Source organism: Bradyrhizobium sp. YR681 (genome assembly GCF_000282615.1).
GTDB lineage: Bacteria > Pseudomonadota > Alphaproteobacteria > Rhizobiales > Xanthobacteraceae > Bradyrhizobium.
In genome coordinates this window covers 1-23375 of record NZ_AKIY01000202.1, presented here as the reverse complement: position 1 = coordinate 23375, position 23375 = coordinate 1, and the positions used below count along the sequence as shown (strand labels likewise).

At 64.9% G+C, this 23375-nt stretch carries 20 protein-coding genes; 10 read left to right on the top strand and 10 right to left on the bottom strand.

Annotation, left to right across the window (positions count from 1 at the left end; translation table 11 throughout):
* Positions 1-107: 107 nt before the first annotated feature.
* Positions 108-1604: a sensor domain-containing diguanylate cyclase gene (locus PMI42_RS18960; protein WP_008137011.1), complete on the bottom strand. Its 1497-nt coding sequence runs from the start codon at positions 1602-1604 to the stop codon at positions 108-110.
* 133 nt (positions 1605-1737) lie between these two features.
* Between PMI42_RS18960 and PMI42_RS18955 the strand changes: the two genes are divergently transcribed.
* Entirely contained in the window at positions 1738-2001 is a 264-nt protein-coding gene (locus PMI42_RS18955) for a DUF7662 domain-containing protein (RefSeq protein ID WP_008137008.1), read from the top strand.
* A 133-nt stretch (positions 2002-2134) separates the two neighbouring features.
* On the opposite strand, the gene PMI42_RS18950 is transcribed toward PMI42_RS18955, so the two are convergent.
* Positions 2135-5011 (bottom strand): EAL domain-containing protein, encoded by a 2877-nt coding sequence (locus PMI42_RS18950; RefSeq protein WP_008137007.1) that lies wholly within the window; start codon positions 5009-5011, stop codon positions 2135-2137.
* A gap of 152 nt (positions 5012-5163) precedes the next feature.
* Positions 5164-6162 (bottom strand): NAD(P)H-quinone oxidoreductase, encoded by a 999-nt coding sequence (locus PMI42_RS18945; RefSeq protein ID WP_008137006.1) that lies wholly within the window; start codon positions 6160-6162, stop codon positions 5164-5166.
* 111 nt (positions 6163-6273) lie between these two features.
* Here PMI42_RS18945 and PMI42_RS18940 point away from each other — a divergent pair, with 111 nt between their 5' ends.
* Together PMI42_RS18940 and rcdA are read left to right on the top strand one after the other, a co-directional pair.
* Positions 6274-6465, top strand: coding sequence for a DUF1192 domain-containing protein (locus PMI42_RS18940; RefSeq protein ID WP_008137004.1), 192 nt, complete (start codon positions 6274-6276; stop codon positions 6463-6465).
* Positions 6466-7068: 603 nt separating this feature from the next.
* Positions 7069-7578, top strand: a complete 510-nt coding sequence (gene rcdA, locus PMI42_RS18935) for a protease adaptor protein RcdA (RefSeq protein ID WP_008137003.1) — start codon at positions 7069-7071, stop codon at positions 7576-7578.
* Between the two features lie 245 nt (positions 7579-7823).
* On the opposite strand, the gene rpmE is transcribed toward rcdA, so the two are convergent.
* A complete protein-coding gene (gene rpmE, locus PMI42_RS18930) occupies positions 7824-8051 on the bottom strand; it encodes a 50S ribosomal protein L31 (RefSeq protein ID WP_008137002.1) in 228 nt (75 codons plus the stop codon).
* Positions 8052-8253: 202 nt separating this feature from the next.
* Here rpmE and PMI42_RS18925 point away from each other — a divergent pair, with 202 nt between their 5' ends.
* The 4 genes from PMI42_RS18925 to PMI42_RS39255 all read left to right on the top strand — a co-directional run bounded on the left by PMI42_RS18925 (position 8254) and on the right by PMI42_RS39255 (position 11223).
* Complete coding sequence (locus PMI42_RS18925; protein ID WP_008136996.1) at positions 8254-10080, top strand: ABC transporter ATP-binding protein/permease; 1827 nt, start codon at positions 8254-8256, stop codon at positions 10078-10080.
* A gap of 208 nt (positions 10081-10288) precedes the next feature.
* The gene (locus tag PMI42_RS39260) at positions 10289-10540 is read left to right on the top strand and encodes a hypothetical protein (protein WP_157195779.1); all 252 of its coding nucleotides are present in this window, start codon (positions 10289-10291) and stop codon (positions 10538-10540) included.
* Positions 10541-10720: 180 nt separating this feature from the next.
* Positions 10721-10927 carry a DUF6894 family protein gene (locus PMI42_RS40770; RefSeq protein ID WP_035966105.1) on the top strand — a complete coding sequence of 69 codons (207 nt, stop codon included), beginning with the start codon at positions 10721-10723 and terminating at the stop codon, positions 10925-10927.
* A 134-nt stretch (positions 10928-11061) separates the two neighbouring features.
* On the top strand, positions 11062-11223 hold the full coding sequence (locus PMI42_RS39255) for a hypothetical protein (RefSeq protein ID WP_008136995.1): 162 nt from the start codon (positions 11062-11064) through the stop codon (positions 11221-11223).
* Positions 11224-11952: 729 nt separating this feature from the next.
* Here the strand turns inward: PMI42_RS39255 and PMI42_RS18910 are convergent.
* The 5 genes from PMI42_RS18910 to PMI42_RS18890 all read right to left on the bottom strand — a co-directional run bounded on the left by PMI42_RS18910 (position 11953) and on the right by PMI42_RS18890 (position 16444).
* Entirely contained in the window at positions 11953-13347 is a 1395-nt protein-coding gene (locus PMI42_RS18910; protein WP_008136994.1) for a hypothetical protein, read from the bottom strand.
* A gap of 124 nt (positions 13348-13471) precedes the next feature.
* Positions 13472-13717: a hypothetical protein gene (locus PMI42_RS18905; RefSeq protein WP_008136992.1), complete on the bottom strand. Its 246-nt coding sequence runs from the start codon at positions 13715-13717 to the stop codon at positions 13472-13474.
* Between the two features lie 70 nt (positions 13718-13787).
* Complete coding sequence (locus tag PMI42_RS18900; protein WP_008136986.1) at positions 13788-14234, bottom strand: GNAT family N-acetyltransferase; 447 nt, start codon at positions 14232-14234, stop codon at positions 13788-13790.
* Complete coding sequence (locus PMI42_RS18895) at positions 14234-15262, bottom strand: peptidoglycan -binding protein (protein WP_008136980.1); 1029 nt, start codon at positions 15260-15262, stop codon at positions 14234-14236. Before PMI42_RS18895 ends, PMI42_RS18900 begins: the two co-directional genes overlap by 1 nt.
* Positions 15263-15421: 159 nt before the next feature.
* Positions 15422-16444, bottom strand: a complete 1023-nt coding sequence (locus PMI42_RS18890; protein WP_008136978.1) for a hypothetical protein — start codon at positions 16442-16444, stop codon at positions 15422-15424.
* 208 nt (positions 16445-16652) lie between these two features.
* Between PMI42_RS18890 and PMI42_RS18885 the strand changes: the two genes are divergently transcribed.
* The 3 genes from PMI42_RS18885 (at position 16653) to PMI42_RS18875 (ending at position 22258) form a co-directional block, all read left to right on the top strand.
* The gene (locus tag PMI42_RS18885; protein WP_008136977.1) at positions 16653-17672 is read left to right on the top strand and encodes an SAM-dependent methyltransferase; all 1020 of its coding nucleotides are present in this window, start codon (positions 16653-16655) and stop codon (positions 17670-17672) included.
* Between the two features lie 230 nt (positions 17673-17902).
* Positions 17903-19096, top strand: coding sequence for an efflux RND transporter periplasmic adaptor subunit (locus PMI42_RS18880; protein ID WP_085969647.1), 1194 nt, complete (start codon positions 17903-17905; stop codon positions 19094-19096).
* Positions 19097-19102: 6 nt separating this feature from the next.
* On the top strand, positions 19103-22258 hold the full coding sequence (locus tag PMI42_RS18875) for a multidrug efflux RND transporter permease subunit (protein ID WP_008136975.1): 3156 nt from the start codon (positions 19103-19105) through the stop codon (positions 22256-22258).
* A 128-nt stretch (positions 22259-22386) separates the two neighbouring features.
* Here PMI42_RS18875 and PMI42_RS18870 read toward each other — a convergent pair whose 3' ends face one another.
* Positions 22387-23271, bottom strand: a complete 885-nt coding sequence (locus PMI42_RS18870; protein ID WP_008136974.1) for a tyrosine-type recombinase/integrase — start codon at positions 23269-23271, stop codon at positions 22387-22389.
* Between the last annotated feature and the right edge of the window lie 104 nt (positions 23272-23375).

Here is a 23375-nt window from a genome sequence, read left to right as displayed (position 1 = left end):
CTACCGACAACGATCGATAGATTCCGCGGTATGGGTCCCCGCCTTCGCGGGGACGACATCTGTGGTGTGGCGCGCATCACGCCCTCACGCCCTCACACCACCACGCCTCACGCCACCAGCGACAGTTTCGGCAGGCTCGCCACCACCGACTGATTCCGTCCACCCGCCTTCGCCGCATAGAGCGCCTTGTCGGCGGCGGCGACCAGCACCGCCCAATCCATGCCGACGGCGGGCACGAAGCTCGCGATGCCGCAGGACACCGTCGAGCTTGCCTGGTCGTCGGACCAGCCCTGCACCTTGCCGCGGATCGCCTCGGCGACCTTGAACGCGTCTGTCGCCGATGTGTTCGGCAGCAGCACGGCGAATTCCTCGCCGCCATAGCGCGCGGCGCAGTCGCCGGCGCGGCTCACCGAATCGGAAATGCAGATGGCGATGCCGACCAGCACTTGGTCGCCGGCCTGGTGGCCGAACGTGTCGTTGTAGGCCTTGAAGTGATCGGCATCGATCATCAACAGCGCGACCGGCGTCTTGTGGCGCATCGCGCGCCGCCACTCGGTGTCGATGACGGAGTCGAACTTGCGGCGGTTCTTCAGGCCGGTGAGCGCGTCCGTCGTCGCCATCTCCTCGAGCTTGCTTTCGGCCTCGGCGCGGCGGCCGATCTCGCGCGCGAGCACGATCGCCGATCCCAGCAGGAACAGCGCCAGCAGCAGCACCACGGCGCCGATGCGAATGGCTTCCTTCCGCCAGAGGTCGAACACGAGGCTCAAGGGTTTGCCGGCCACGACGAACAGGGGGCCGGTGTCGCCGCTGCGCGCATAGAGCCGCGGCGTCGGATCGACCGGGCCCTGGCCCGCATAGGAGGCGCCGACGCGCAGATTCTCGGATTTCCAACCCTGGCGCTCGGCGAGGTTCTTGCCGATCACGTCGAGATCGAACGGCCGCCGCATCATGATGGTGCGGTCGCGCTTGAGCACGGTGATGGTGTCCTCGGGATCGAGGTTCAGCCGCTCGAACAATTCGTGGAAATAGCTGAAGCGAATCGAGCCCGCGACGACGCCGAGAAAGCCGCCGTCGGTGTCGCTGATGCGCCGGCTCAACACGATCGAATAGGCGCCGCGGAACAGCATGGGACGGCTGATGAAGAGGCCGGCGCCGGGATTGTCGCGATGAACCTTGAAATAGTCCTCGTCGCTGCGATTGTCGGGGCGCGGATCGAGCGTGGAAGCGTCGATGGTCAGCTTGCCGTCCGCATCGAACACCTGGATGGCGCCGAAATGCCGCGCCGTGGTCGCATGATCGAACAGGATGAGGTGACGCACCGTCTTTGAGACCGTGGCGAGCTCGGGCAGCAGCATGTTGCTCGCGACCGCCTTCAGCGAGAGGTCGTAGATCTCGATGTTGCGGCTGATGTCGGCTTCGATGGATGTCGCGAGGTTCTCCAGCGTCTGGCGGGCCAGCGCCTCCTCGCCGCGGCGCATGTCGAGCATGACGTTGACGCAAATGGCGGAAAAGCCGATCACCGTCACCACGGACGAGATGATCAGCCATTTCGCCGAAATCCGCCACGGCCGCCGGGCCGTGTCGTCGCGCCATCCAGACAGCATCGTTTGCTCCCGATCCAGATGGATGCGCCCGAAAGCTTGAGTAGTGTTTAAGGCAGGACGTCGCTGCCGCAATGAGTTAAGAAACTGTTTATGCGGCTGCCGGTTTTGGGCAGCCTCAGACGAGAGGACGATCGTGAACGACTACGACGCGTTGCGCGACTATCTGATGCGGCACAAGCAGGCCGAATTCGTGCTGACCTACGAGCAGATCGAGGAGATCATCGGCGCGGCCCTGCCGCGCGCGGCAAACCGCGCCTCCTGGTGGGACACCTCGCGCAGCCCGGATATCCAGATGCCGCAGCGCGAGGCCTGCCTCACTGCGGGCTTCAAGGCGATGCGGATGCCTGACGGCCAGAGCGTGCGGTTCACGAAGCTGAAGAGCGACCGGCGGCGGTAGCGCGGCGGCGAAGCTGCCGACCTCGAGGTTGATGTGGCGCGCCAAAATCTCTCGCCGTCATCCTGAGGTGCTCGTCCTGCAACGCAGGACGAGCCTCAGGATGACGGTTTGATATTGCGCGCGAATAGCGAGATCAGCTCGCCGCTTCCAGTCGCACTTCCGTGAGCAGCCGCATCGCGGCATCCGCGTCCATCGGCTCGCCGAAGGCAAAGCCCTGCGCGTATTCGCAGCCCATCTGGTAGAGCTCGACCGCGTCGGAATCGGTCTCGGCGCCTTCGGCCACCACGTCCATGCCGAGGTCGTGCGCGAGCGCGATGATCGACTTGAGGATCACGGGCCGGGTGCCGCGGTTGGTGGTGCGCACGAAGGACTGGTCGATCTTAATGGTGTCGAACGGGAAGCGCTGGAGATAGGCCAGCGACGAATGGCCGGTGCCAAAATCGTCGAGCGACAGCCCGGTGCCGAGCTCGCGGATCCGCGTCAGCATTTGCGCGGCGTGCTCCGGATTCTCCATCACCAGCGATTCCGTCAGCTCCAGCTTCAGCGTGCCGCGCGCCACCGAGGAGCGCGACAGCACGGTGCGGATGTCGTGGATCAGATCGTGGCGCAAAAGCTGCCGCGAGGAGACATTGACGCTCGCGAAGATCGGCTCGCGCGAGCGCATCGCGCGCTGCCAGATCGAGAGCTGTTTTGCGGTCTGGTCGAGCACGAACATGCCGAGGTCGACGATCAGGCCGGTCTCTTCCGCGATGCTGATGAACTCAGACGGCGCCATGCGCCCGAGCTTCGGATGATCCCAGCGCACCAGCGCCTCGAAGCCGGCGACCGAACGATCCTCCAGCCGCACGATCGGCTGGTACAGGGTGGTGAGCTCCTGCCGCTCGATGGCGCGGCGCAGCTCGCTCTCCAGCGTCAGCCGGTCGGTTTTTCGCGCGCGCATCGCGGGCTTGTAGACGTCGATGCGGTCGCCGCCGATGCGCTTGGAATGATACATCGCAAGCTCGGCGTCCTTGATGATCTCATCCGTCAATTGCGTCTGAGGATCAGACAGGGCGAGGCCGATCGAGGCCGTCAGGAAAATCTCGCGCTCGTTGAAGGCGATCGGCGCGCGGATGGTCTTGCGGATGGTCTCGGCGAAGGCGGTGATGCGGGCCGGATCCTGCTCGGACAGGAGGATCAGGCCGAACTGGTCGCCGGCGAGCCGGGCCAGCGTGTCCTGCGGCTTCAGGATGCGGGTGAGGCGGCGGGCCAGCGTCAGCAGGATGGAATCGCCGACCGCGATGCCGACGGAATCGTTGACCTGCTTGAAGCGGTCGAGGTCGATCACCATCAACGTCGGCCGCAGCGTCGGCATGGACTTGGCGAAATTCGCGACACCGCCGAGCCGGTCCATGAATAGCTTGCGGTTGGGCAGGCCGGTGAGGTTGTCGTGCACGGAATCGTGCAGCAGGCGTTCCTCGGCGTTGCGCAGCTCAGTGACGTCGGTCAGCGTGCCGACCACGCGCGAGACCTCGCCGTCCGAGCCGACCACCGGGCGCGCCTTCAGCGCGAACCACATGAAATGGCCGTCCGGCGTGCGCAGGCGGAAATCCTGCACCAGGCGGCCGCGGCGCTGGTCGAGCACGCTGTCGAGCGCGGCGCGGAAGCGGTCCTGGTCGAGCGGATGCAGCACTTCCAGCCACGACGCCGCCGGTCCCTCCAGCGTGCCGCGCTTGAGGCCGAGCAGGGATTCGGTCTCGGGGCTGGTGAAAACCTTGTCGGCGGAAACGTCCCAGTCCCAGATCAGGTCGCCGGAACCGGCCAGCGCCAGTGCGCGGCGCTCGATGTCGGAGACGACGCCGGTGGTGGCGCCGCCACCCGCGAAAGCGTGCTGCATCACCGTGAAGCCGATCAGCATCACGATCAGCACGAGGCCGCCGAGCAGGGCAGGGCCGACGATGTCGTTGGTGACGGAACCCGCAACCGTCATGCCGGCCGCGACCACCCAGACCACCAGCAGGAACCAGGTCGGGATCAGCAGCACCGCGCGGTCGAAGCCGTGGGTGGAGAGATAGACGATCAGCGCAAAGCCGGCGAAGGCGATCAGCACCAGCGAGATGCGCGCGATGCCGGAGGCCACCGCCGGATCGAACAGCGCGAGCGCAACGAGGGACCCAAGGAACGCGAGCCAGCCCACCGTGATGTGCGAATAGCGCACATGCCATCGACTGAGGTTGAGATAGGCAAACAGGAACACCAGCAGCGTCGCCGCCAATATCGCTTCACCCGCCGCGCGCCAGATGCGCTCGGCGTTGTTCGACATGTCGAGCACCTTGCCCCAGAAGCCGAAATCGACGCCGATATAGACCAGCACCGCCCAGGCCAGCGCCGCGGCCGCCGGGAACATGATGCTGCCCTTGACGACGAACAGGATGGTCAGCACCAGCGCAAGCAGGCCGGAGATGCCGATCACGATGCCCTGGTACAGCGTGAACGAGTTGACCTTGTCCTTGTAGGCTTCCGGTTCCCACAGATAGAGCTGCGGCAGCTTGTCGGTGCGCAGTTCCGCGACGAAGGTGATGACGGCGCCGGGGTCGAGCGTGATGCGGAACACGTCGGCGGTCGGGCTTTCCTGCCGCTCCGGCCGGTCGCCGGTCGAGGGCGTGATGGTGGCGATGCGCGACAGGCCGAGGTCGGGCCACAGCAGGCCGGACGACACGATGCGGTAATGCGGGGCGACGATCAGGCGGTCGAGCTGGTCGTCGGTGTTGTTGGCGAGCGCGAACACCACCCAGTTCTGGCCACCTTCGCGGGCGCGCACCTCGATGCGGCGGACGATGCCGTCGGTGCCGGGCGCGGTCGAGACCTGGATACGATCGGCATCGCTGCGCTGATGCTCGAGCACACCGGTGAGGTCGATCGCGGGCGCGTCACCGCGGACGCTGACGGCGTCGAGCGCGCGCGCGGGATGCGCGGCGACGAGAATCATGAGGCCCAGCGCGATGGGCGCGAGGCACCTGATCAGACGCAAGGTCAGCTCTCCGCGTTCGACGCAAACTCTGTGTGCAAGAAGGTTCTAAAAGACGATTTCAGACCGGACGGAAGTGGTTCGGTGCGTCGCGATAGATGCCACGAAAGCAAGGAAAATCAAAGGGTTTCCGGCGTCACGGCTGGGCCGTTGGCCTAGACCTCCAACACAATTTTGCCAATATGTGCGCTCGTCTCCATGCGCCGGTGGGCGTCGGATGCCTTTTCCAGCGGGAAAGAGCTGTCCATCAGCGGTTTGACCCGGCCTTCGCGCAAAAGCGGCATCACTTTCGCCTCGATTGCGGCGACCATCGCCGCCTTGTCCGCATTACTACGGGGGCGCAGGGTCGAGCCGGTATGCGTCAGGCGCTTGACCATCACCTTGGCGATATTGACGCTGATCTTGGGGCCGTTGAGGGTCGCGATCTGCACGATGCGGCCATCGACCGCCGCTGCGTCGTAGTTGCGGTCGACATAGTCGCCGGCGACCATGTCCAGGATCAGGTTCACGCCGACCTTGTCGGTCTCTTCCTTGATCACGGCGACGAAGTCCTCGGTCTTGTAGTTGATGGCGCGGTCGGCACCCAGCTTGAGACAGGCGTCGATCTTGTCCTGCGATCCCACGGTGACGAACACCTTTGCGCCGAATGCCTTCGCAAGCTGGATCGCCATGGTGCCGATGCCGGATGAGCCGCCGTGGATCAGCAGCGTCTCGCCGGCCTTCAGCCCGCCGCGCTCGAACACGTTGTGCCAGACCGTCATCAGGGTTTCCGGCAGCGCGCCGGCTTCCTTGATCGACAGCGATGGCGGCACGCTCATGGCCTGGCCGTCCTGCGCGATGCAGTACTGTGCATAGCCACCGCCGGCAACCAGCGACATCACGATGTCACCGACCTTGTGCCGCTTGGCGTTGCTGCCGACGGCGACCACTTCACCGGCGATTTCGAGGCCGGGCAGGTCGCTGGCGCCGGGCGGCGGCGGATAGGCGCCGGAGCGCTGCGCCACGTCGGGCCGGTTGACGCCGGCGGCCTGCACCTTGACCAGGATCTCGTCGGGGCCGGGCTGCGGCAGGCTGCGTTGTTCCGGCACCAGCACCTCCGGTCCGCCGGGCTTGGAAATGGCGACCACGGTCATTTGCGCGGGCAGCTTGTCCATGATGTGTCCTTGAGCAAAGGTGCGGGAGGAAACGAGGCCTTTGCTTAGCCAGCGCGGTCCAAGCTGGCAACCGCCTCAGCCGCTTGTGATGCGAACGCAGGAGGAACGACAATGCCGATGGAAGACGACGACAAGCCGCGCAGGAAGATCAGCCATGACATCGGACAGGATCTCTCACTGTTGTCAGTCGAGGAATTGACCGAGCGCGTCGCCCTGCTCAAGACCGAGATCACAAGGCTGGAAGACGCCGCCACCAGGAAGCGCGCCTCCCGCGATGCGGCGAACAGTATTTTCAAGTCGTAGGCTCCGAACTCTCATCTCGTGTCCCGGGCGCGCTGCGGCGCGTAGCGCTGCCGCACCGAACCGGGACCCATGCCGTCGTCATTCCGGGGCGGCGCGCAGTGCCGAGCCCGGAATCCATAACCACAGGCCGTTGAAAGGGGCAGGCTAATCGACGCGGGCCGCTCCATCCGCTTGTGATTATGGATTCCGGGCTCGCGACTTCGTCGCGCCCCGGAATGACGGGAGGGAGATCATCATAGCAGCGGGCTCGGCCTCTGGCCGACATGGCTAACGAACCCTCAAAAAATTCGCTCGTTTACTCCCGATTAAGCTTTCGGCTTTATGACTTGGAACTGTCCTCGTTTGGACACCGAGTGGCTCCTGTCCACTCTGTTTGACGCCTCCCTGTTATCAACTTTCAAAGCCGCCGGTTTTCCGGCGGCTCTTTTTTGCGTCCTGTCCCATTCCGCGGCGTCTCGCCCGGGTTGAATTCCAAGGAAAGACCCGCGGAAACCATATCCGCGCTTGTCGCTGGACTCCGCGTCCCGCCCGCGCAATGATTTGTTCATCATAAAGCCGGCGCCAAAGCCGGGTGGGTAAACAGTTGCGTAAGGGGCGTTAACCATGGAACGTTTGCAAGCCGAAGGTGCTCTCGTTCAACTCAGCGAGCGGTTCACCAATTCTGCGGCGTTCGGTGTCCTGTTCCGTGAGGGCATGGACCTGGTCGAAGAGACCGCCGCCTATCTCGACGGCGCCGGCCGCACCGAGGCCAAGGCGCTGGATCGCGCCGTCAGCCTCACTTACGCCACCGAGAGCATGCGCCTCACCACCCGCCTGATGCAGCTCGCCTCGTGGCTGTTGCTGCACCGCGCGGTCAAGGAAGGCGAGATGACGCTGGTCCAGGCCAACCGCGAGAAGACCAAGGTCAAGCTCAGCGCCGCCGATCCCGGCCCCACGGATACCATCGAGAAGCTGCCCTTGCAGCTCCAGGAACTGATCCACCGCTCGATGAGCCTTCAGACCCGGGTGCGCCGTCTCGACACCACCATCCACACCCCGCCGGCCGAACACATCGCCATCGGCAACCCGCTGGTGCCGCACCTCAACGCGCTGAAGGCGGCGTTCGAGCGGTAATTTTCTATCCGCGCATTTGATGGTGAACCGTCACCCTGAGGTGGCCGCTTCTTCAGCGGCCCTCGAAGGGCGACGGCCCGGCTGCTGCATCTCGGCCGTCCATCCTTCGAGGCTCCCGGCGCAATGTCTTGCATCGCGCCACTCGCGCCTCAGGACGACGGGTCTGGTAGCGACGCGACACCCCCAAAACAAAAACGCCCCCGGCTCTCCGGGGGCGTTTTTCGTCTCCAGCCTTGCAGGCCGGATCAATCCTTTTTGAGGAAGCCCGAAAACTTCTTCTGGAAGCGCGAGACGCGGCCGCCGCGGTCGAGCATCTGGGCGTTGCCGCCGGTCCAGGCCGGGTGCGACTTCGGGTCGATGTCGAGGTTCAGCGTGTCGCCTTCCTTGCCCCAGGTGGAGCGGGTCAGGTACTCGGTCCCGTCGGTCATAACGACCTTAATCGTATGATAATTCGGATGAATTTCGGCTTTCATGGCAATTCCTAGGGCGCCCGGCGCCTTGCTTGGGTGGCTATCGAATGACGGATTTGGCCGGGTCTATACCCCACAGGCCCCCTTAAAACAAGCCATTGTGGGGACTTGAGAACCGGGCCGTCCCCTAAGGGACATCCCGGATTTGCCACTCCCCCTGCACCGGCCTATGTGGAGCAAACGTCTCTCTTTTGGTCGGATTCCAATGAGCGCAGTAGAACGGCTTGAAACCGGGCCGGCAGAAGCCCCGTCGATCGAAGCCGAGCTGATCGAGCAGCCCGCCAAGAGCCGCGCCAAGCTGCGGCCGCTGCTGGCGCTCGCGCCCTATGTGGCCCGCTATCGTGGCCGGGCGGCACTGGCTTTCGTCGCGCTGACGATCGCCGCGCTGACGACGCTGCTGGTGCCGATCGCCGTGAGGCGGATGATCGATTTTGGTCTGACGCCTGAGGGCATCGCGCTGATCAACAGCTACTTCTCGGTGATGATCGCGGTGGTCGCGGTGCTCGCGCTCGCGAGCGCCGCGCGCTACTATCTCGTGATGACGATCGGCGAGCGCATCGTCGCCGATTTGCGCCGCGACGTCTTCGCCCACCTGCTCTCGCTCTCGCCGTCCTTCTTCGACTCCGCGCGTAGCGGCGAGCTGGTGTCGCGGCTCACGGCCGATACCACGCAGATCAAATCCGCCGTCGGCGCCTCGGTCTCGATCGCGCTGCGCAATCTGATGATGTTCTTCGGCGCTGCGGCGATGATGGTGATCACCAGCCCGCGTCTTTCGGGTTTCGTGCTGCTCGCCATTCCCCTGATCGTGTTGCCGCTGGTCGCCTTCGGGCGCTGGGTGCGGCGGCTGTCGCGCAACGCGCAGGACACGCTCGCCGACGCCTCCGCCTATGCCGGCGAGCTGATCGGTTCGATCCGCACCGTGCAGGCCTATACCAGCGAAGGCTTGGCCGCGAAGCGTTTTGGCGGCGAGGTCGAGCAGGCCTATGAGGCCGCGCGCACCTCGACCCAGGCGCGTGCCGTGCTCACCGCCATCATCATCTTCATCGTGTTCGCGAGCGTGGTCGCGATCCTCTGGATCGGCTCGCATGACGTTTTGATCGGCACGATCACGCCGGGCCGGCTCGGCCAGTTCGTGCTCTATGCGGCCTTCGCCGCCGCCGGCCTCGGCCAGCTCAGCGAGGTCTGGGGCGAGGTGTCGGCGGCGTCAGGCGCCGCCGAGCGCCTGTTCGAGATCCTGCATGTGAAGCCCGAGATCGCCGCGCCCGCATCGCCGCGCGCGCTGCCGGTGCCGGCGCGTGGCGAAGTCGGTTTCGATCATGTCAGCTTCTCCTATCCCGCGCGGCCGGACGTCAACGTGCTCGACGCGATATCCTTCACGGTGCGCCCCGGCGAGAAGGTTGCGATCGTAGGTCCCTCCGGCGCGGGCAAGAGCACGATCTTCCATCTGCTGCTGCGCTTCTACGATCCGCGCAATGGCGCGATCTCGCTCGACGGCGTGCCGGTGAAGTCCGCCGATCCCCGCGATTTCCGCTCGCGTATCGCGCTGGTGCCGCAGGAATCCAACGTGTTCGCCGCCAGCGCCCGCGAGAACATCCGGTTCGGCCGGCCCGATGCGACCGACGCCGAGGTCGAGCGCGCGGCCGAGCTCGCGCATGCCGCCGAATTCATCCGCCGCCTGCCAGAAGGTTTCGACACGCCGCTGGGTGAGCGCGGCGTCACGCTCTCCGGTGGCCAGCGCCAGCGCATCGCCATCGCCCGCGCCATCCTGCGCGATGCGCCGCTGCTGCTGCTCGACGAAGCAACCTCCGCGCTCGACGCCGAAAGCGAGACGCTGGTGCAGACCGCGCTCGAAGAGCTGATGCGCCACCGCACCACCCTCGTGATCGCCCATCGCCTCGCCACCGTGCTCTCCTGCGACCGCATCCTGGTGATGGACCAGGGCAAGATCGTCGAGCAGGGCACGCATGCCGAGCTCGTGGCCGCGAACGGGCTCTACGCGCGGCTGGCGAGGTTGCAGTTCGAGGGGGCGTGAGGCTCAGGCGTTCAAAACGCTGCCACACTCAGGGTGTCATCGCCCGCGCAGGCGGGCGATCGTGTCTTTCGAGGCAGCAATGATAAATCGAGAAGCGCCGGCGTACTGAATTCCCCCTCTATTGGCGGAAGCCGAGGCCCGCACGGGTCGTTCAATTGCGGTTGAACAAAGGCGGCCTTTATCGCCGCATCTCGTATAAGCTCCTGCAATGAAGACACTCAAATTGGCCTTCGCGCTACTCGCCATGGCGACCAGTTCCAGCTTCGCGGCCGAAGTTGAAGAACGAGACCCTCTGACCGGTTTGACCCATCGCGAAAAGATCGCGGCGGAACGCGTTGAAGATGCGCGGCGCGTCGCTGCGGAGCCGGCCTGGCGACCGTGGCACACTGATGATGCCCGAACCAGTTTCGGGCTTCCTTCATTGCCCGCAGAGCAAATGCGGCCGGCTCCGTCGAAATAGTGCGAAAGCACCCCCGCGATGCTGCTCGCGGAACATCGTCGCGTGTCACAGATACCGCCTGAGAGCATCCCCAGGCGGCTGCCGAATCTCGATCGCGGCCCGTGAAGCATTCTCGAAAACTGGAATTGCTTGAGGTCGGGAAAAACAGGAACTCGACGGCATGGGCCAAGTTAGCGCCTCATGCCCAGGGTCTACTTCGATTATCACGACGATGCCGGTATCGAGATCGACGATGACGGCGTTGATCTCCCTGGAATCGACGATGCCAGACGTCTGGCGCTCGAGGCGCTCGGTCAAACAATACTGGACCGTGTGCTGATGGTCGCATTACGGGACGGATCGAGGTGCGGGACCGCCAGGGCCCGATCCTTCGCGCGTCAACCATGATCGCCTTTGAAGAAGACCTCCGGCCAATTTTTCACGTGACCGGCCTTAAGGTTGACCGGTGAGGTTAATCGCAGGGACTGGTTGTGCCTCCTGCCCCGCTGCCAATATTTTCCGCCAAACGACAGGATCTCGATATGCTCGACAGAACCGGGGAATTGGCTTCGATTGGCGAGGGCGGGCGGCTCGGCAAATCTCTTCTCCCGATCGCCTATTTCGGTGTGATCGGCATCGCGATGATCGCGTGGATCGCCGCGATGGTGTGGGTCAGCTGGCAGGTGATCGCCTGGCTACTTTAAAGGAGTTGTGACGCGCCTCGAAGATTTTCCTTGGCGAGCGGATCCGCGTTTGGCGTGTAACTTTCGCCGCGGAGGAACTACCAAGCCTGCACGCAAATTGTCTCTCCGTTCCAGGGAGACTGTCATGAACCATAAGATCCTCATCGTTGCGCTGGCCTGCGCTGCCTTCTCATCATCCGCGTTCGCCCAAGGTGGGGGAGGTGGAGGTGGCGGAGGGGGAGGTGGAGCCGGCGGAGCCGGTGGAGGAGCAGCAGCCGGCGCAGGCGGCTCATCGGCGGGCAGTGCCGCTACGGGGTCGGGCGGCAGTGCCGCTACGGGGTCGGGCGGTAGTGCGGCCACGGGGTCGGGAGGAAGCGCGGCGGGGACCTCTGCGGGCGGCAACTCCGCAAACTCGTCAACTTCAAGTGCGAGTCAGCCGCAGGCGACGCCAAATCATCCGACGAACTATTTCAATCCGAACGGACCGAGCGGGGGGATATCAAGCACAGCAGCATCCTCGGCTCCATCGAATCCCAATAGCACCAATTCTCAGCAATCACAGACCAACACCAATAACGCCAGCGCTACGACGAAGGCCGTGACCGGCGCCAACACCGCACCGGCCGAGACGGCCCCAGGTGCCGTCAGCGCCCCCGGCGTTGGAGTCGGCCATTCTGCAAATGGTCAGCCCATCGGAACCTCGGGGTCAGGACCAGGTTCACCCGAACAGCCGATCGGATCGGAGCGCCGCTAAGGCAATAGCGGGAACATCGACACGTTGTCCCAATCGCAGGTGTCAATGATCGCGTCCTGGCCGGACGCTACCCCCGCCCGCATCAGCAGCATGGCATATTGAGTAGTGGCGGTTGGAATGACGATGTGCGCGTTGTAGCCATTCCGATCGAAGGCGACCGGGGGATAAGCCGGGGTTGGGTTTGATGTGCTGCCGCCGGCGGCGTTGGACAAACCCATCGAGCACGGGTTCAAATATGAGCCTTCGACAGTCGGCGCATAACTGGTCTCGGCGGCCAACAGGTAAGGCACGCCAATGGTCGTCGGCACGGCCTGGACCGCTCCGGCATCGATTGCAGCCGCATGCCGGGTCTGTCGCAGCACGCCCCCATTGGCTGGGTTCCATGCAATGTTGCCGCCGCCGTGGGTAGCCGTCCATCCGGTCACGTCAGAGCTGAACGTCCCGTTCGTGATCAGGTTGGCTGCGAACGCAGTCGCGTTGGTCGCACCAAGTTCACAGGTCTGCGACCATGCAATTCCGGTCACCGAGCCGAACGCCGCGTTCGAGCTTCCGAAGTCGAAGTAGAACTTCGATCGGTCAAGGTTGGCGTCCCGCACGACAGATGTTCTGCGATAGCCCGAGATCGTCGGTGCATTTGTCGTAAACCGCACGGTCGCTCCGTCCGAAGTTCGACGAAGGCTGACCATGTTGGCCTTTTGCAGGTAAATGCGGCCGTAGGTCGTAGAGCCCACCGAGATCGGCACCTTGTACTCGGTGCCGCCACTGGACAGCGTGAAGGTCCCTTCGTCGAATGTCCCCGTCGCAATGCCCATGCCGATATAGGCAGTTGGCAGCGCGGCCGCGGAGGAGATCGTCCCGGGGTCGAAGAATATCCCACTCGCGTTGATTGTGACCTTGAAGCCAGTAACCGTGACGGTGCTGGTGCCATCGGTGATCGAGACGCTGTGCGCGAGAACAATCTCGCTGCCGATCGCGCCGCTCGAGATCGGGTCGAAAGCCTGCCCGTCAATTGTCAGAGACTCGGCCGTCAGCGAGCCGCCCGCTCCAACGCCGTGATATGACCCGGCGAATTTGCCCACGGATGTCGGCAACACAAAAGCGTAGTCTTGCGCCCCGATGTCGTTCGAGAACGTCCGCAACGGCGTTGCCCTTGAGGGCATCAAGCTGCTCGGGAATTCGGCGCAACCGGCATACCGCCAATTTGGCCAGGAGCCGGCAAGATCGGTTGCCGAATTGCCACCTACGTTGCGAATGAAATGATAGGCAAAAGCGGTGCCACGCACGTTCTGCGACATGACGTAGAAGCTGTTCGGGGTATCGGCGACCACGCGAACCGCTGGTCCGTGCGATCCGGCGGGGATGGCGTCCCGCGCAGGAGCTGCCAGCAACATCAAGGGCGCTCGCAGCAGATGACGTCGAGAGATCATATTGCGATGCTACAGGTCGGCGCGCCGGTTCGCCGGGAATTTGACAATGAGCATGGGGTAGTTCTCGCGATTTGATTTGGCAGCGGGGTTATTTGCACTTCGGCGAGAGCGTCGGCACGTTCGGCCACGGCCAGTTCTTCCAGCTTCCGTCCGCATCGACGCACGCCGATGGAGCGGGGCCGTTCGTTGGCGCTGGGCTGCTTGTCGGAGCAGGCACACTCGCCGTCTTGACCGGCATGGCAAAACGCTGGTCGACATAGGTCGTCGACACATATCCGGCGACGATGACGCCCAGCAGGACCGTTGAACCCTTGGTCAGGTCGCTCAGCTTCATCGATCCTCTCCATCTGCTTGCCGTCACCGGCACGAATAGCAAACGTCTCGATGTCCCTGCGTGACTGACGTCACGCCCGCCACATCATCTTCAGCACCGGCCGGCCCGAGGTCGGATTCACGTCGTCGCCGGCATTCACAAAGCCGTTGCGCTCGTAGAAGCGGATGGCGCGAACGTTGTCCTTGTTGACGAGCAGCGTGATCTCTGACGGCGACAGCCGCTTGGCTTCATCCACCAGCAATCGCGCCGCATCCGAGCCCCAGTGATCGGGATCGACCACAAGCTGGTCGAGATAGCCCTCGCCGTCGATGGTGACGAACCCGGTCAGCACGCCGTTCTGTTCGGAGACAACGATCGAGGCCTTCGGCACCAGGTCCTTCCTCCAGCGCTCCCGCCACCAGTCCAGCCGCGCGGCAAAATCGATCTGCGGATAGGCCCGCTGCCAGGTGCGATGCCAGAGGTCGATCGAGGCGGCCTCGTCCTCGGGCCGATAGGGGCGGAGGTGGAGCGCGCTCACTACCGCTCCGTCAGCTTCAGCTCGATGCGGCGGTTGCGCTTGTAGGCTTCCTCCGTGTTGGCGGTGTCGAGCGGCTGGAATTCGCCGAAGCCGGCGGCGACGAGGCGCTGGGCGGGCACGCCGAGCGAGACCAGGTACTGCACCACCGAGATCGAGCGCGCCGCCGACAGGTCCCAGTTCGACTTGAAGTTCGCGCCGCTGACCGGGCGCACGTCGGTATGGCCGTCGACGCGCAGCACCCAGGGAATGTCGGTCGGGATCTTCTTGTCGAGCTCGATCAGCGCGGTCGCCAAAGTGTCGAGCTCGGCGCGGCCCTCGGGCAGCAGCACCGCCTGTCCGGTGTCGAAGAACACTTCGGACTGAAACACGAAGCGGTCGCCGACGATGCGGATGTCAGGACGGTTGCCGAGGATGGCGCGCAGGCGGCCGAAGAACTCCGAGCGGTAGCGCGACAGTTCCTGCACGCGCTGCGCCAGCGCGACGTTCAGGCGGGAGCCGAGATCGGCGATGCGGTTCTGCGATTCCTTGTCGCGCTTCTCGGATGCATCGAGCGCCTCTTCCAGCGCGGCCAATTGCCGGCGCAACGCGCTGATCTGCTGGTTCAGCACCTCGATCTGCGCCAGCGCCCGCGCCGAAACCGCCTTCTCGGAATCCAGCGCCTTGCCGAGTTCGGAGGTCTTGCCCTGCGCGTCGTTGCCGGCGGCGGCGAGACCGTCATAGAGGCCCTTGATGCGGTCGCGCTCGCTCTCCGCCGAGGCAAGGCCGGCCTTCAGTGACGAGACCTGGTCGTCGAGCGTGAGCTTGCCGAGCTTTTCGAGCGACAAGAGCTCGTTGAGCTGGGCGATCTTGGCGTTGAGCTGCTCCAGCGCCTTGTCCTTGCCGGTCACCTCCTGCGACAGGAAGAACTGCACGACCAGGAACACCGACAGCAGGAACACGATCGACAGCACCAGCGTCGACAGCGCGTCGACGAAGCCGGGCCAGTAGTTGAACGAGGTATCGCCGCGGCGGCCGCGCGCCAGAGCCATTTCCGTCTCCGTTCTCTCGTGTCCCGGACGCGCTGCAGCGTACAACGCTGCTGCGAAGAGCCGGGACCCATCTGTTACTCAGAAGGTGCTGGGCACCGGCTCAGCGATGCATCACGTCGTGCTGCATCGCGTCCGGGGCACGAGACCTTCGTTTCGTCCTCAACCCTTCTCGGGCTGACGCGCGATGCGCTCCAGCAGGCGCCTTATCTCGCGGTTCTGCTCGCCCTGGCCGTCGGCCCATTCGCGGATCATCTGCTGCTCGGTGCGCATGTGCGAGACCAGTGCCTGGATCGCCTCGGCAAGGCTCGCCATTGCCGCCGTGGTGCCGCGGCTGGCGCTGCCTTCCTCGAGCACGGAGCGCAAGCGTTCGACGGCCGCCTGAAGCTCGCCGCTGGCAACGCCACCCCCGCCACCGGAAGCGACCGCGACCTCGCCGTGGCCGTATTCGCGCACGGTGGTGGCGAGCCAGTCTTCGAGGTCGGTGTAGAAGCGGTTCTGGGCCTGGCTCGATTGCAGATCGAGGAAGCCGAGGATCAGCGAGCCGGCGAGGCCGAACAGCGAGCTCGAGAACGAGATGCCCATGCCGCCGAGCGGGGCGGCGAGGCCCTCCTTCAGCGTGTCGAACAGGGCGCCGGAATCGCCGCCGACCTTGAGCCCGTCGATCACCTTGCCGACCGAGCCGACCGTCTCGATCAGGCCCCAGAAGGTGCCGAGCAGGCCGAGGAAGACCAGGAGGCCGGTCATGTAGCGGGAGATGTCGCGGGCTTCATCCAGGCGGGTCGCGATCGAATCCAGCAGGTGCCGCATGGTGGTCTGGGTGATCGTCATCCGCCCCGAGCGCTCGCCGCCCAGGATCATCGCCATCGGCGCCAGCAGCTTGGGGTGCCGGGCCGGCGCGAGGCCCGGATCGGCGATGCGGAAATTATTGACCCAGGAGACCTCAGGGTAGAGCCGGATCACCTGGCGGAAGGCCAGGATGATGCCGATGAACAGCACCCCGCCGATCAGGGCATTGAGCCCGGGATTGGCGAAAAAGGCCTGGATGATCTGCTTGTAGAGCACCACGCCCACCAGCGCGCAGAGCACCAGGAAGACCAGCATCCGCACCAGGAAAACGCTGGGCGAGGACAGTTTTGTGTACTCGATATCCATGGAGGAGCGGGGCGAGGCGCCAGACGGCATGGCCGGTATCATCCGTTACGAACGTGATTGCAGGGCGCACTATGGCACAGCGCCGGGCCAAAAAAAGCGCCGGATGTACCGATTTCGGGGGGCGGCCCGGAACCGAAAGCTGAAACCGCGCTTTGGTACCTGCGTATCCTACAGAAGTGCGGGATTTCACAGGCTTAGCCCGTTTTTGGCCCCAGCCTCCCAGAGACGGAGTGGTCGCATGAGCGTCGTGTCCGCCCTCATCGGGACTGCCGAGCGCGTACCTCTGCCTGACGTCGTGATCCGCGCCGCGATCCAGCGGCTGTGTTCGCGCACGGCAACACGCCTGTCCGCCCTGGGCGCGGCCGACGATGCCGCGTTCGCCGGCCGGATGATGATAAGGCCGATCGCCGGCGAGGCGGAGGCCGGCCATCACGAGGTGCCCGCCTCGTTCTTCGCGCAGGTGCTCGGCCCCAACCTGAAATACTCATCCTGCTTCTACAAGACCGACGCGAGCACCCTGCAGGAGGCCGAGGAAGAGGCGCTGCGCCAGTCCGTCGAGCATGCCGGGCTCGCCGACGGCCAGACCATCCTCGAGCTCGGCTGCGGCTGGGGCTCGCTGTCGCTGTGGATGGCGCGGCAGTTTCCGCACGCGAAGATCACGGCGGTGTCGAACTCGCAGGCGCAGCGCGCCTATGTCGAGGACATCGCCCGGCAGCGCGGGCTGCTGAACCTCCGCGTGGTCACCGCGGACATGAACGTGTTCGCGCCTGACGGGCAGTTCGACCGCATCGTCTCGATCGAGATGTTCGAGCGGATCATGAACTGGCGCAAGCTGATGACGCGGGTGCGGTCATGGCTCGCGCCGGACGGGCGGTTCTTCATGCATATCGCCACCCATCGCTCCGGCTCCCAACTGTGCGACCGGACCGACCGCGAAGACTGGATCGCACAGCACATCTTCACGGACGGGCTGATGCCGAGCCATCATCTGATCCGGCAGTTCGGCGACATCTTTGCTATCGAGAAGGAATGGTGCTGGAGCGGAACCCATTATCAGCGCACCGCCAACGACTGGCTCGCCAATTTCGATGCGCATCGCGACAGCATCGAAGCGGCCTTGCGTCAGGTCTATGGCGAGGAGACCGCGGTCTGGATGCGGCGCTGGCGCTGGTTCTTTCTCGCGGCCTCGGGCCTGTTCGGCTACGCCGATGGAACTGAATGGGGCGTCAGTCGCTACCGGATGAAAGCCGCCCCCTGATTGCGATGTTCCGTCGCAGCGCGCGGGGGGAACCCGACTCACAATCCGGTGAGCCCCGAAAAGCGCCGTGAAGTCAGCACGATAAGTCATGTGGCAATGAGCCGCCCGCGCCATGCGTTGCGTCGCAGCAAGTCCGTTCTATTTTGACGGCATCAGTCGCGCGAAAATCGCCCGGAACGGGGCTCGCACGATGCGTGATCGGTTTCAACAACATCGGGGCACTTAACTTCATGTCAGGACTTCGCGCGCGAACGGCATGCGTTGCAATGATGCTCGCGGCCTTTACGCCGCTGCTCGGCGCTTGCGACGAATCCGTCTCTGCAGTCAGCGCTGCCCAGCCCGCCGATCCTGACGTCAGCATCGTCGTCGTCAAGCCGCAGGCCCGCGCCGTGGTGCGCGAGCTGCCGGGCCGCATTTCGCCGACGCGCGTCTCGGACGTGCGCCCGCGCATCTCCGGCATCGTGGTCGAGCGCCTGTTCCGCCAGGGCAGCGAGGTCAAGGCGGGCGATGCGCTTTACCGCATCGATCCGCGTCCGTTCGAGGTCGAGGTGATGGCCAACGAGGCCGCGCTCGCCAAGGCGGAGGCCGGGCTGATGCAGGCCAGGCAGCAGGCGCATCGCATCGCCACGCTCACCAGCCAGCGCGCCGCGCCCGAAGCCGAGAACGAGAAGGCCGTTGCCGCCGAGCGCCAGGCCCATGCCGAGGTCGAGGGCCGCAAGGCCGACCTTGCGCGCGCCAAGCTCAACCTTGACTACGCCACCGTGCGGGCGCCGATCGACGGCGTGGTCGGTGCGGCGCTGGTCAGCGAAGGCGCGCTCGCGGTCCAGAACGAAACCAATCTGGCCACCATCCAGCAGCTCGATCCGATCTATGCCGACTTCACCCAGTCGGTGAACGAGCTCAACCAGCTGCGCCGCGCCTTCGAGAGCGGCGACCTCGATCGCATCGCGGCCGATGCCGCCAAGGTACGGCTCGTGCTCGACGACAACACCATCTATTCGCTCGACGGCAAGCTGCTGTTCTCCGAGGCCAAGGTCGACGCCCATACCGGGCAGGTGACGCTGCGCGGCGAGTTTCCCAATCCCAAGCGCGAGCTGCTGCCGGGCATGTATGTCCGCGTCCGCATCGACCAGGGCCTCGATAGCGACGCGATCGCGGTGCCGCAGCAGGCAATCCAGCGCAATGGCGGCGGCGGCAGCGAGGTGTTCGTCGTCAAGGACGACAACCGCATCGCGGTGCAGCCGGTGCGCACCGGCTCGGCGCAGGACGGCATCTGGTTCGTCACCGAAGGCCTGAAGGCCGGCGACAAGGTCGTGGTCGAAGGCTTCCAGAAGTTCGCGGCCGGCGACAAGGTCAAGCCGCAATCCTGGTCGGAGGCGGATGCGACCGCGGACAACCGGCACGCCCAGAAGCTGACCCGGTAATACGCCATGGCGAGTTTCTTCATCGACAGGCCGATCTTCGCCTGGGTCGTCGCGCTGTTCATCTGTCTGATCGGCGCGATTTCGGTCCCGCTGCTGCCGATCGCGCAATATCCGATCATCGCGCCGCCCTCGATCTCGATCTCGACCAGCTATCCCGGTGCCTCGCCGGAAAACCTCTACAACAGCGTCACGCGGCTGATCGAGGAGGAGCTCAACGGCGCCTCCGGCATCCTCAATTTCGAATCGACCAGCGACTCGCTCGGCCAGGTCGAGATCATCGCCAATTTCCAGCCGGGCACCGACACCAGCGCGGCCTCGGTCGAGGTGCAGAACCGCATCAAGCGCGTCGAGGCACGCCTGCCGCGCGCGGTGATCCAGCAGGGCATTCTGATCGAGGAAGCCTCCAGCGCCGTGCTCCAGATCATCACGCTGAACTCGACCGACGGCAGCCTCGACGAAGTCGGCCTCGGCGACTTCATGATCCGCAACGTGCTCGGCGAGATCCGCCGGATTCCCGGCGTCGGCCGCGCCACGCTCTATTCGACCGAACGCAGCCTCCGTGTCTGGGTCGATCCGGCCAAGCTGGTCGGCTATGGGCTGACCGCCGACGACGTCAACAAGGCGATCTCGGCGCAGAACGCGCAGGTCGCCTCGGGCAGCATCGGCGCCGAGCCGTCGACCTCGACCCAGCGCACCTCCGCGCTGGTGCTGGTCAAGGGCCAGCTGTCCTCGCCGGACGAATTCGGTTCCATCATCCTGCGCGCCAATGCCGACGGCTCGACGGTGCGCCTGCGCGACGTCGCGCGCATCGAGGTCGGCGGCCTCAGCTACCAGTTCAACACCCGTCTCGACGGCAAGCCGACCGCCGGCCTCTCCGTGCTGATGTCGCCGACCGGCAATGCGCTCGCGACCGCCAGCGCGGTCGAGGAGAAGATGAAGGAGCTGTCGCGCTTCTTCCCGGCCAACATCGCCTACGAAATCCCCTACAACATCACGCCGGTGGTCGAGGCCTCGATCAAGAAGGTGCTGACGACGCTGGTTGAAGCCGTGGTGCTGGTGTTCGTGGTGATGTTCCTGTTCCTGCAGAACATCCGCTACACCATCATCCCGACCATCGTGGTGCCGGTGGCGCTCTTGGGCGCCTGCACCACGCTGCTGCTCGCCGGCTATTCCATCAACATGCTCTCGATGTTCGGCATGGTGCTCGCGGTCGGCATCCTCGTCGACGATGCCATCGTCGTGGTCGAGAATGTCGAGCGCATCATGAGCGAGGAGGGGCTGCCGCCGAAGGAAGCGACCCGCAAGGCGATGTCGCAGATATCGGGCGCCATCATCGGCATCACGCTGGTGCTGATGGCGGTGTTCGTGCCGATGGCGTTCTTCCCGGGGTCGGTCGGCATCATCTACCGCCAGTTCTCGGTGACCATGGTCGCCGCGATCGGCTTCTCCGCCTTCCTCGCGCTGTCGCTGACCCCGGCGCTGTGCGCGACCCTGCTCAAGCCCGTGGCCGCCGGTCACGGCCATGCGAAGAAGGGTGTGTTCGGCTGGTTCAACCGCATGCTCGAAGGCGGCAAGGAAGGCTATTCCCGCACCGTCGGCTTCTCGCTGAAGCGCACCGGACGGCTGATGCTGGTCTATGTCGCGCTGCTGGTCGGCCTGTCCTGGGCCTTCGTCAATCTGCCCGGCGGCTTCCTGCCCGTCGACGACCAGGGTTTTGTCACCACCGACGTGCAGACGCCGTCAGACTCCTCCTATGCCCGCACCGAGGCGGTGATCGAGAAGGTCGAAAAATATCTGGCGCAGCGGCCCGGCGTCGACAACGTCACCTTCCTCACCGGCTTCAGCTTCTCCGGCCAGGGCATGAACACCGCGCAGGCCTTCATCACCCTGAAGGACTGGTCGGAGCGCGGGCCGAAGGATTCCGCCGCCGCCATCGTCGCCGACATCAACCGCGACCTGGGATCCTCGATCCGCGATGCCAAGATCTCCGCGCTGCAGCCGCCGCCGATCGACAATCTCGGCAACTCCTCCGGCTTCTCGTTCCGTCTCCAGGACCGCGGCCAGAAGGGCTATCCGGCCCTGATGAGCGCCGCCGACCAGCTGATCGCGGAGGCCAATGCGAGCCCGGTGCTCCAGAAGGTCTATGTCGAAGGCTTGCCCGAGGCCGGCGTGGTCAATCTCGTGATCGACCGCGAGAAGGCCGGCGCCTTCGGCGTCACCTTCGAGGACATCAACAACACGATCTCGACCAATCTCGGCTCGAATTACATCAACGACTTCCCCAACCGCGGCCGCATGCAGCGCGTCGTGGTGCAGGCCGATGCCCGCGACCGCATGCGGACCGAGGACATCCTCAACTACAACGTCAAGAACAGCCGCGGCCAGCTGGTGCCGTTCTCCTCCTTCACCACGGTGGAGTGGGCGCGCGGCCCGACCCAGATCGCCGGCTTCAACTATTATCCGGCGGTGCGCATCTCCGGCGAAGCGAGATCCGGCTTCACCTCGGGCGATGCCATCGCCGAGATGGAGCGGCTGGCGGGAAAACTGCCGCGCGGCTTCGGCTATGAATGGACCGGCCAGTCGCTGCAGGAAAAGCTGTCGGGCTCGCAGGCGCCGTTCCTGCTCGCGCTCTCGGTGTTCGTGGTGTTCCTGTGCCTCGCCGCGCTCTACGAGAGCTGGACCATTCCGCTCGCGGTGCTGCTCACCGTGCCGCTCGGCATCGTCGGTGCCGTGATCGCGGCGCTGCTGCGCGGCCTGCCCAACGACGTCTATTTCACCGTCGGCCTGATCACCATCATCGGCCTCGCCGCCAAGGACGCGATCCTGATCATCGAGTTCGCCAAGGATCTGCGCAAGGAAGGCAAGCCGCTGGTCGAGGCCACCATCGAAGCCTGCCGCCTCCGCTTCCGCCCCATCCTGATGACCGGCCTTGCCTTCATCTGCGGCGTGCTGCCGATGGCCATCGCCCACGGCGCCGGCGGCGCCAGCCAGCAGGCGCTCGGCAGCATCGTGATGGGCGGCATGATCGCGGTGGTGATCCTGGCGCTGCTGATGGTGCCGGTGTTCTTCGTCTCGGTGCAGCGCGTGCTGGCGGGGGATCGGGAGCCAAAGGCGGCGAAGGACGGCGAGGCGTACGGCCCGCCCGCACAGGTGAAGCCATAAGCCACACCGTCATGCTCCGCGAAAGCGGGGCATCCAGTACGCCGAGGCCTCTCCGTATCCAACTGATGTCTGGGCAATACTGGATCATCCGCCTTCGCGGATGATGACAGCGGAGTGTGTGGCCGCCGTCAGCCCAAACTGCTCAACACATTCGCCCGTGCCAGCGTCGTCCGCAACGCTTCGTCCGAGACATGCGTGTAGATCTCCGTCGTCGAGATCGAGGAGTGCCCCAGTAGCCGCTGCACGAACCGAATATCGACCCCGGTCTCGATCAGCAGCGTCGCCGCCGTGTGCCGCAGCATGTGCGGTGTCAGCTTGCGCCGGAAGCCGGCCTGCTCGGCCAGCGTGCGCAGCCGGCTGCGCACCGAGTGCGGCCGCAGCGGTCGCCCCGCGCGATTGAGGAACAGCGCGGCATTCGCCACGGATCGCGTGCTCAGGGCGACCAGATCCAGCGCCAGCTTCGGGTCGGACACATAGGCGATACGGTCGCGTGAACCCTTGCCGCGAACACGCAGCGCGGCGCCTTGCGACAGCACGTCATCCCGCTGCAACGCGCACAATTCACCGACGCGCAAACCCGTCGAGACCATCAGCCGGATCGCGATCTCGATCGCCTGGTGGCTCCGGCTCAGCCTCGGCAGAGCAAGCCCCGAGGTCGACAGCAGCGCCGAAGCCTCGCCGCGCGACAACGACCGCGGCAGCTGCTTGCGCCGCGCGATCCTGATCCGCCAGCCGTCGAACGGATTGGCAAGGCCGCTGGCTTCGCTGGTGTAGCGGAAAAACGCCTTGAGGCAGGCGAGCCGGCGGCGAACGGTCGACGTCGACAGTTTTCGCGACGCCATGTCCTCCATGTACTCCTTCAGGCTCGCCGTCGTGATCTCGGCGAGATCGACCTTGGCCCACTTCCCGAAATCGGCCAAGTCGAATCGATATGCCGCGCAAGTGTGCGGCGACAGCCGGCGCTCGACAACACAGAATTGAATGAAGCTGTCGACAGCAATTGGAAGGTGCATTTTCGCTACGCTCCGGGGGAAACGGGGAGCGACGATAGTGGGGGAAGGTGATTGCGAAAGAGAGAATAGGGCAGAGGCGCACATAACTCCGGATTATGGGCCGT

Bases quoted from the DNA above. Each gene is read 5' to 3' on its own strand.
- PMI42_RS18960 (WP_008137011.1), bottom strand. From the start codon at position 1,604: ATGCTGTCTGGATGGCGCGACGACACGGCCCGGCGGCCGTGGCGGATT.
- PMI42_RS18945 (WP_008137006.1), bottom strand. From the start codon at position 6,162: ATGGACAAGCTGCCCGCGCAAATGACCGTGGTCGCCATTTCCAAGCCC.
- PMI42_RS18940 (WP_008137004.1), top strand. From the start codon at position 6,274: ATGCCGATGGAAGACGACGACAAGCCGCGCAGGAAGATCAGCCATGAC.
- rcdA (WP_008137003.1), top strand. From the start codon at position 7,069: ATGGAACGTTTGCAAGCCGAAGGTGCTCTCGTTCAACTCAGCGAGCGG.
- rpmE (WP_008137002.1), bottom strand. From the start codon at position 8,051: ATGAAAGCCGAAATTCATCCGAATTATCATACGATTAAGGTCGTTATG.
- PMI42_RS18925 (WP_008136996.1), top strand. From the start codon at position 8,254: ATGAGCGCAGTAGAACGGCTTGAAACCGGGCCGGCAGAAGCCCCGTCG.
- PMI42_RS39260 (WP_157195779.1), top strand. From the start codon at position 10,289: ATGAAGACACTCAAATTGGCCTTCGCGCTACTCGCCATGGCGACCAGT.
- PMI42_RS40770 (WP_035966105.1), top strand. From the start codon at position 10,721: ATGCCCAGGGTCTACTTCGATTATCACGACGATGCCGGTATCGAGATC.
- PMI42_RS39255 (WP_008136995.1), top strand. From the start codon at position 11,062: ATGCTCGACAGAACCGGGGAATTGGCTTCGATTGGCGAGGGCGGGCGG.
- PMI42_RS18910 (WP_008136994.1), bottom strand. From the start codon at position 13,347: ATGTTGCTGGCAGCTCCTGCGCGGGACGCCATCCCCGCCGGATCGCAC.
- PMI42_RS18905 (WP_008136992.1), bottom strand. From the start codon at position 13,717: ATGAAGCTGAGCGACCTGACCAAGGGTTCAACGGTCCTGCTGGGCGTC.
- PMI42_RS18895 (WP_008136980.1), bottom strand. From the start codon at position 15,262: ATGGCTCTGGCGCGCGGCCGCCGCGGCGATACCTCGTTCAACTACTGG.
- PMI42_RS18890 (WP_008136978.1), bottom strand. From the start codon at position 16,444: ATGCCGTCTGGCGCCTCGCCCCGCTCCTCCATGGATATCGAGTACACA.
- PMI42_RS18885 (WP_008136977.1), top strand. From the start codon at position 16,653: ATGAGCGTCGTGTCCGCCCTCATCGGGACTGCCGAGCGCGTACCTCTG.
- PMI42_RS18880 (WP_085969647.1), top strand. From the start codon at position 17,903: ATGTCAGGACTTCGCGCGCGAACGGCATGCGTTGCAATGATGCTCGCG.
- PMI42_RS18875 (WP_008136975.1), top strand. From the start codon at position 19,103: ATGGCGAGTTTCTTCATCGACAGGCCGATCTTCGCCTGGGTCGTCGCG.
- PMI42_RS18870 (WP_008136974.1), bottom strand. From the start codon at position 23,271: ATGCACCTTCCAATTGCTGTCGACAGCTTCATTCAATTCTGTGTTGTC.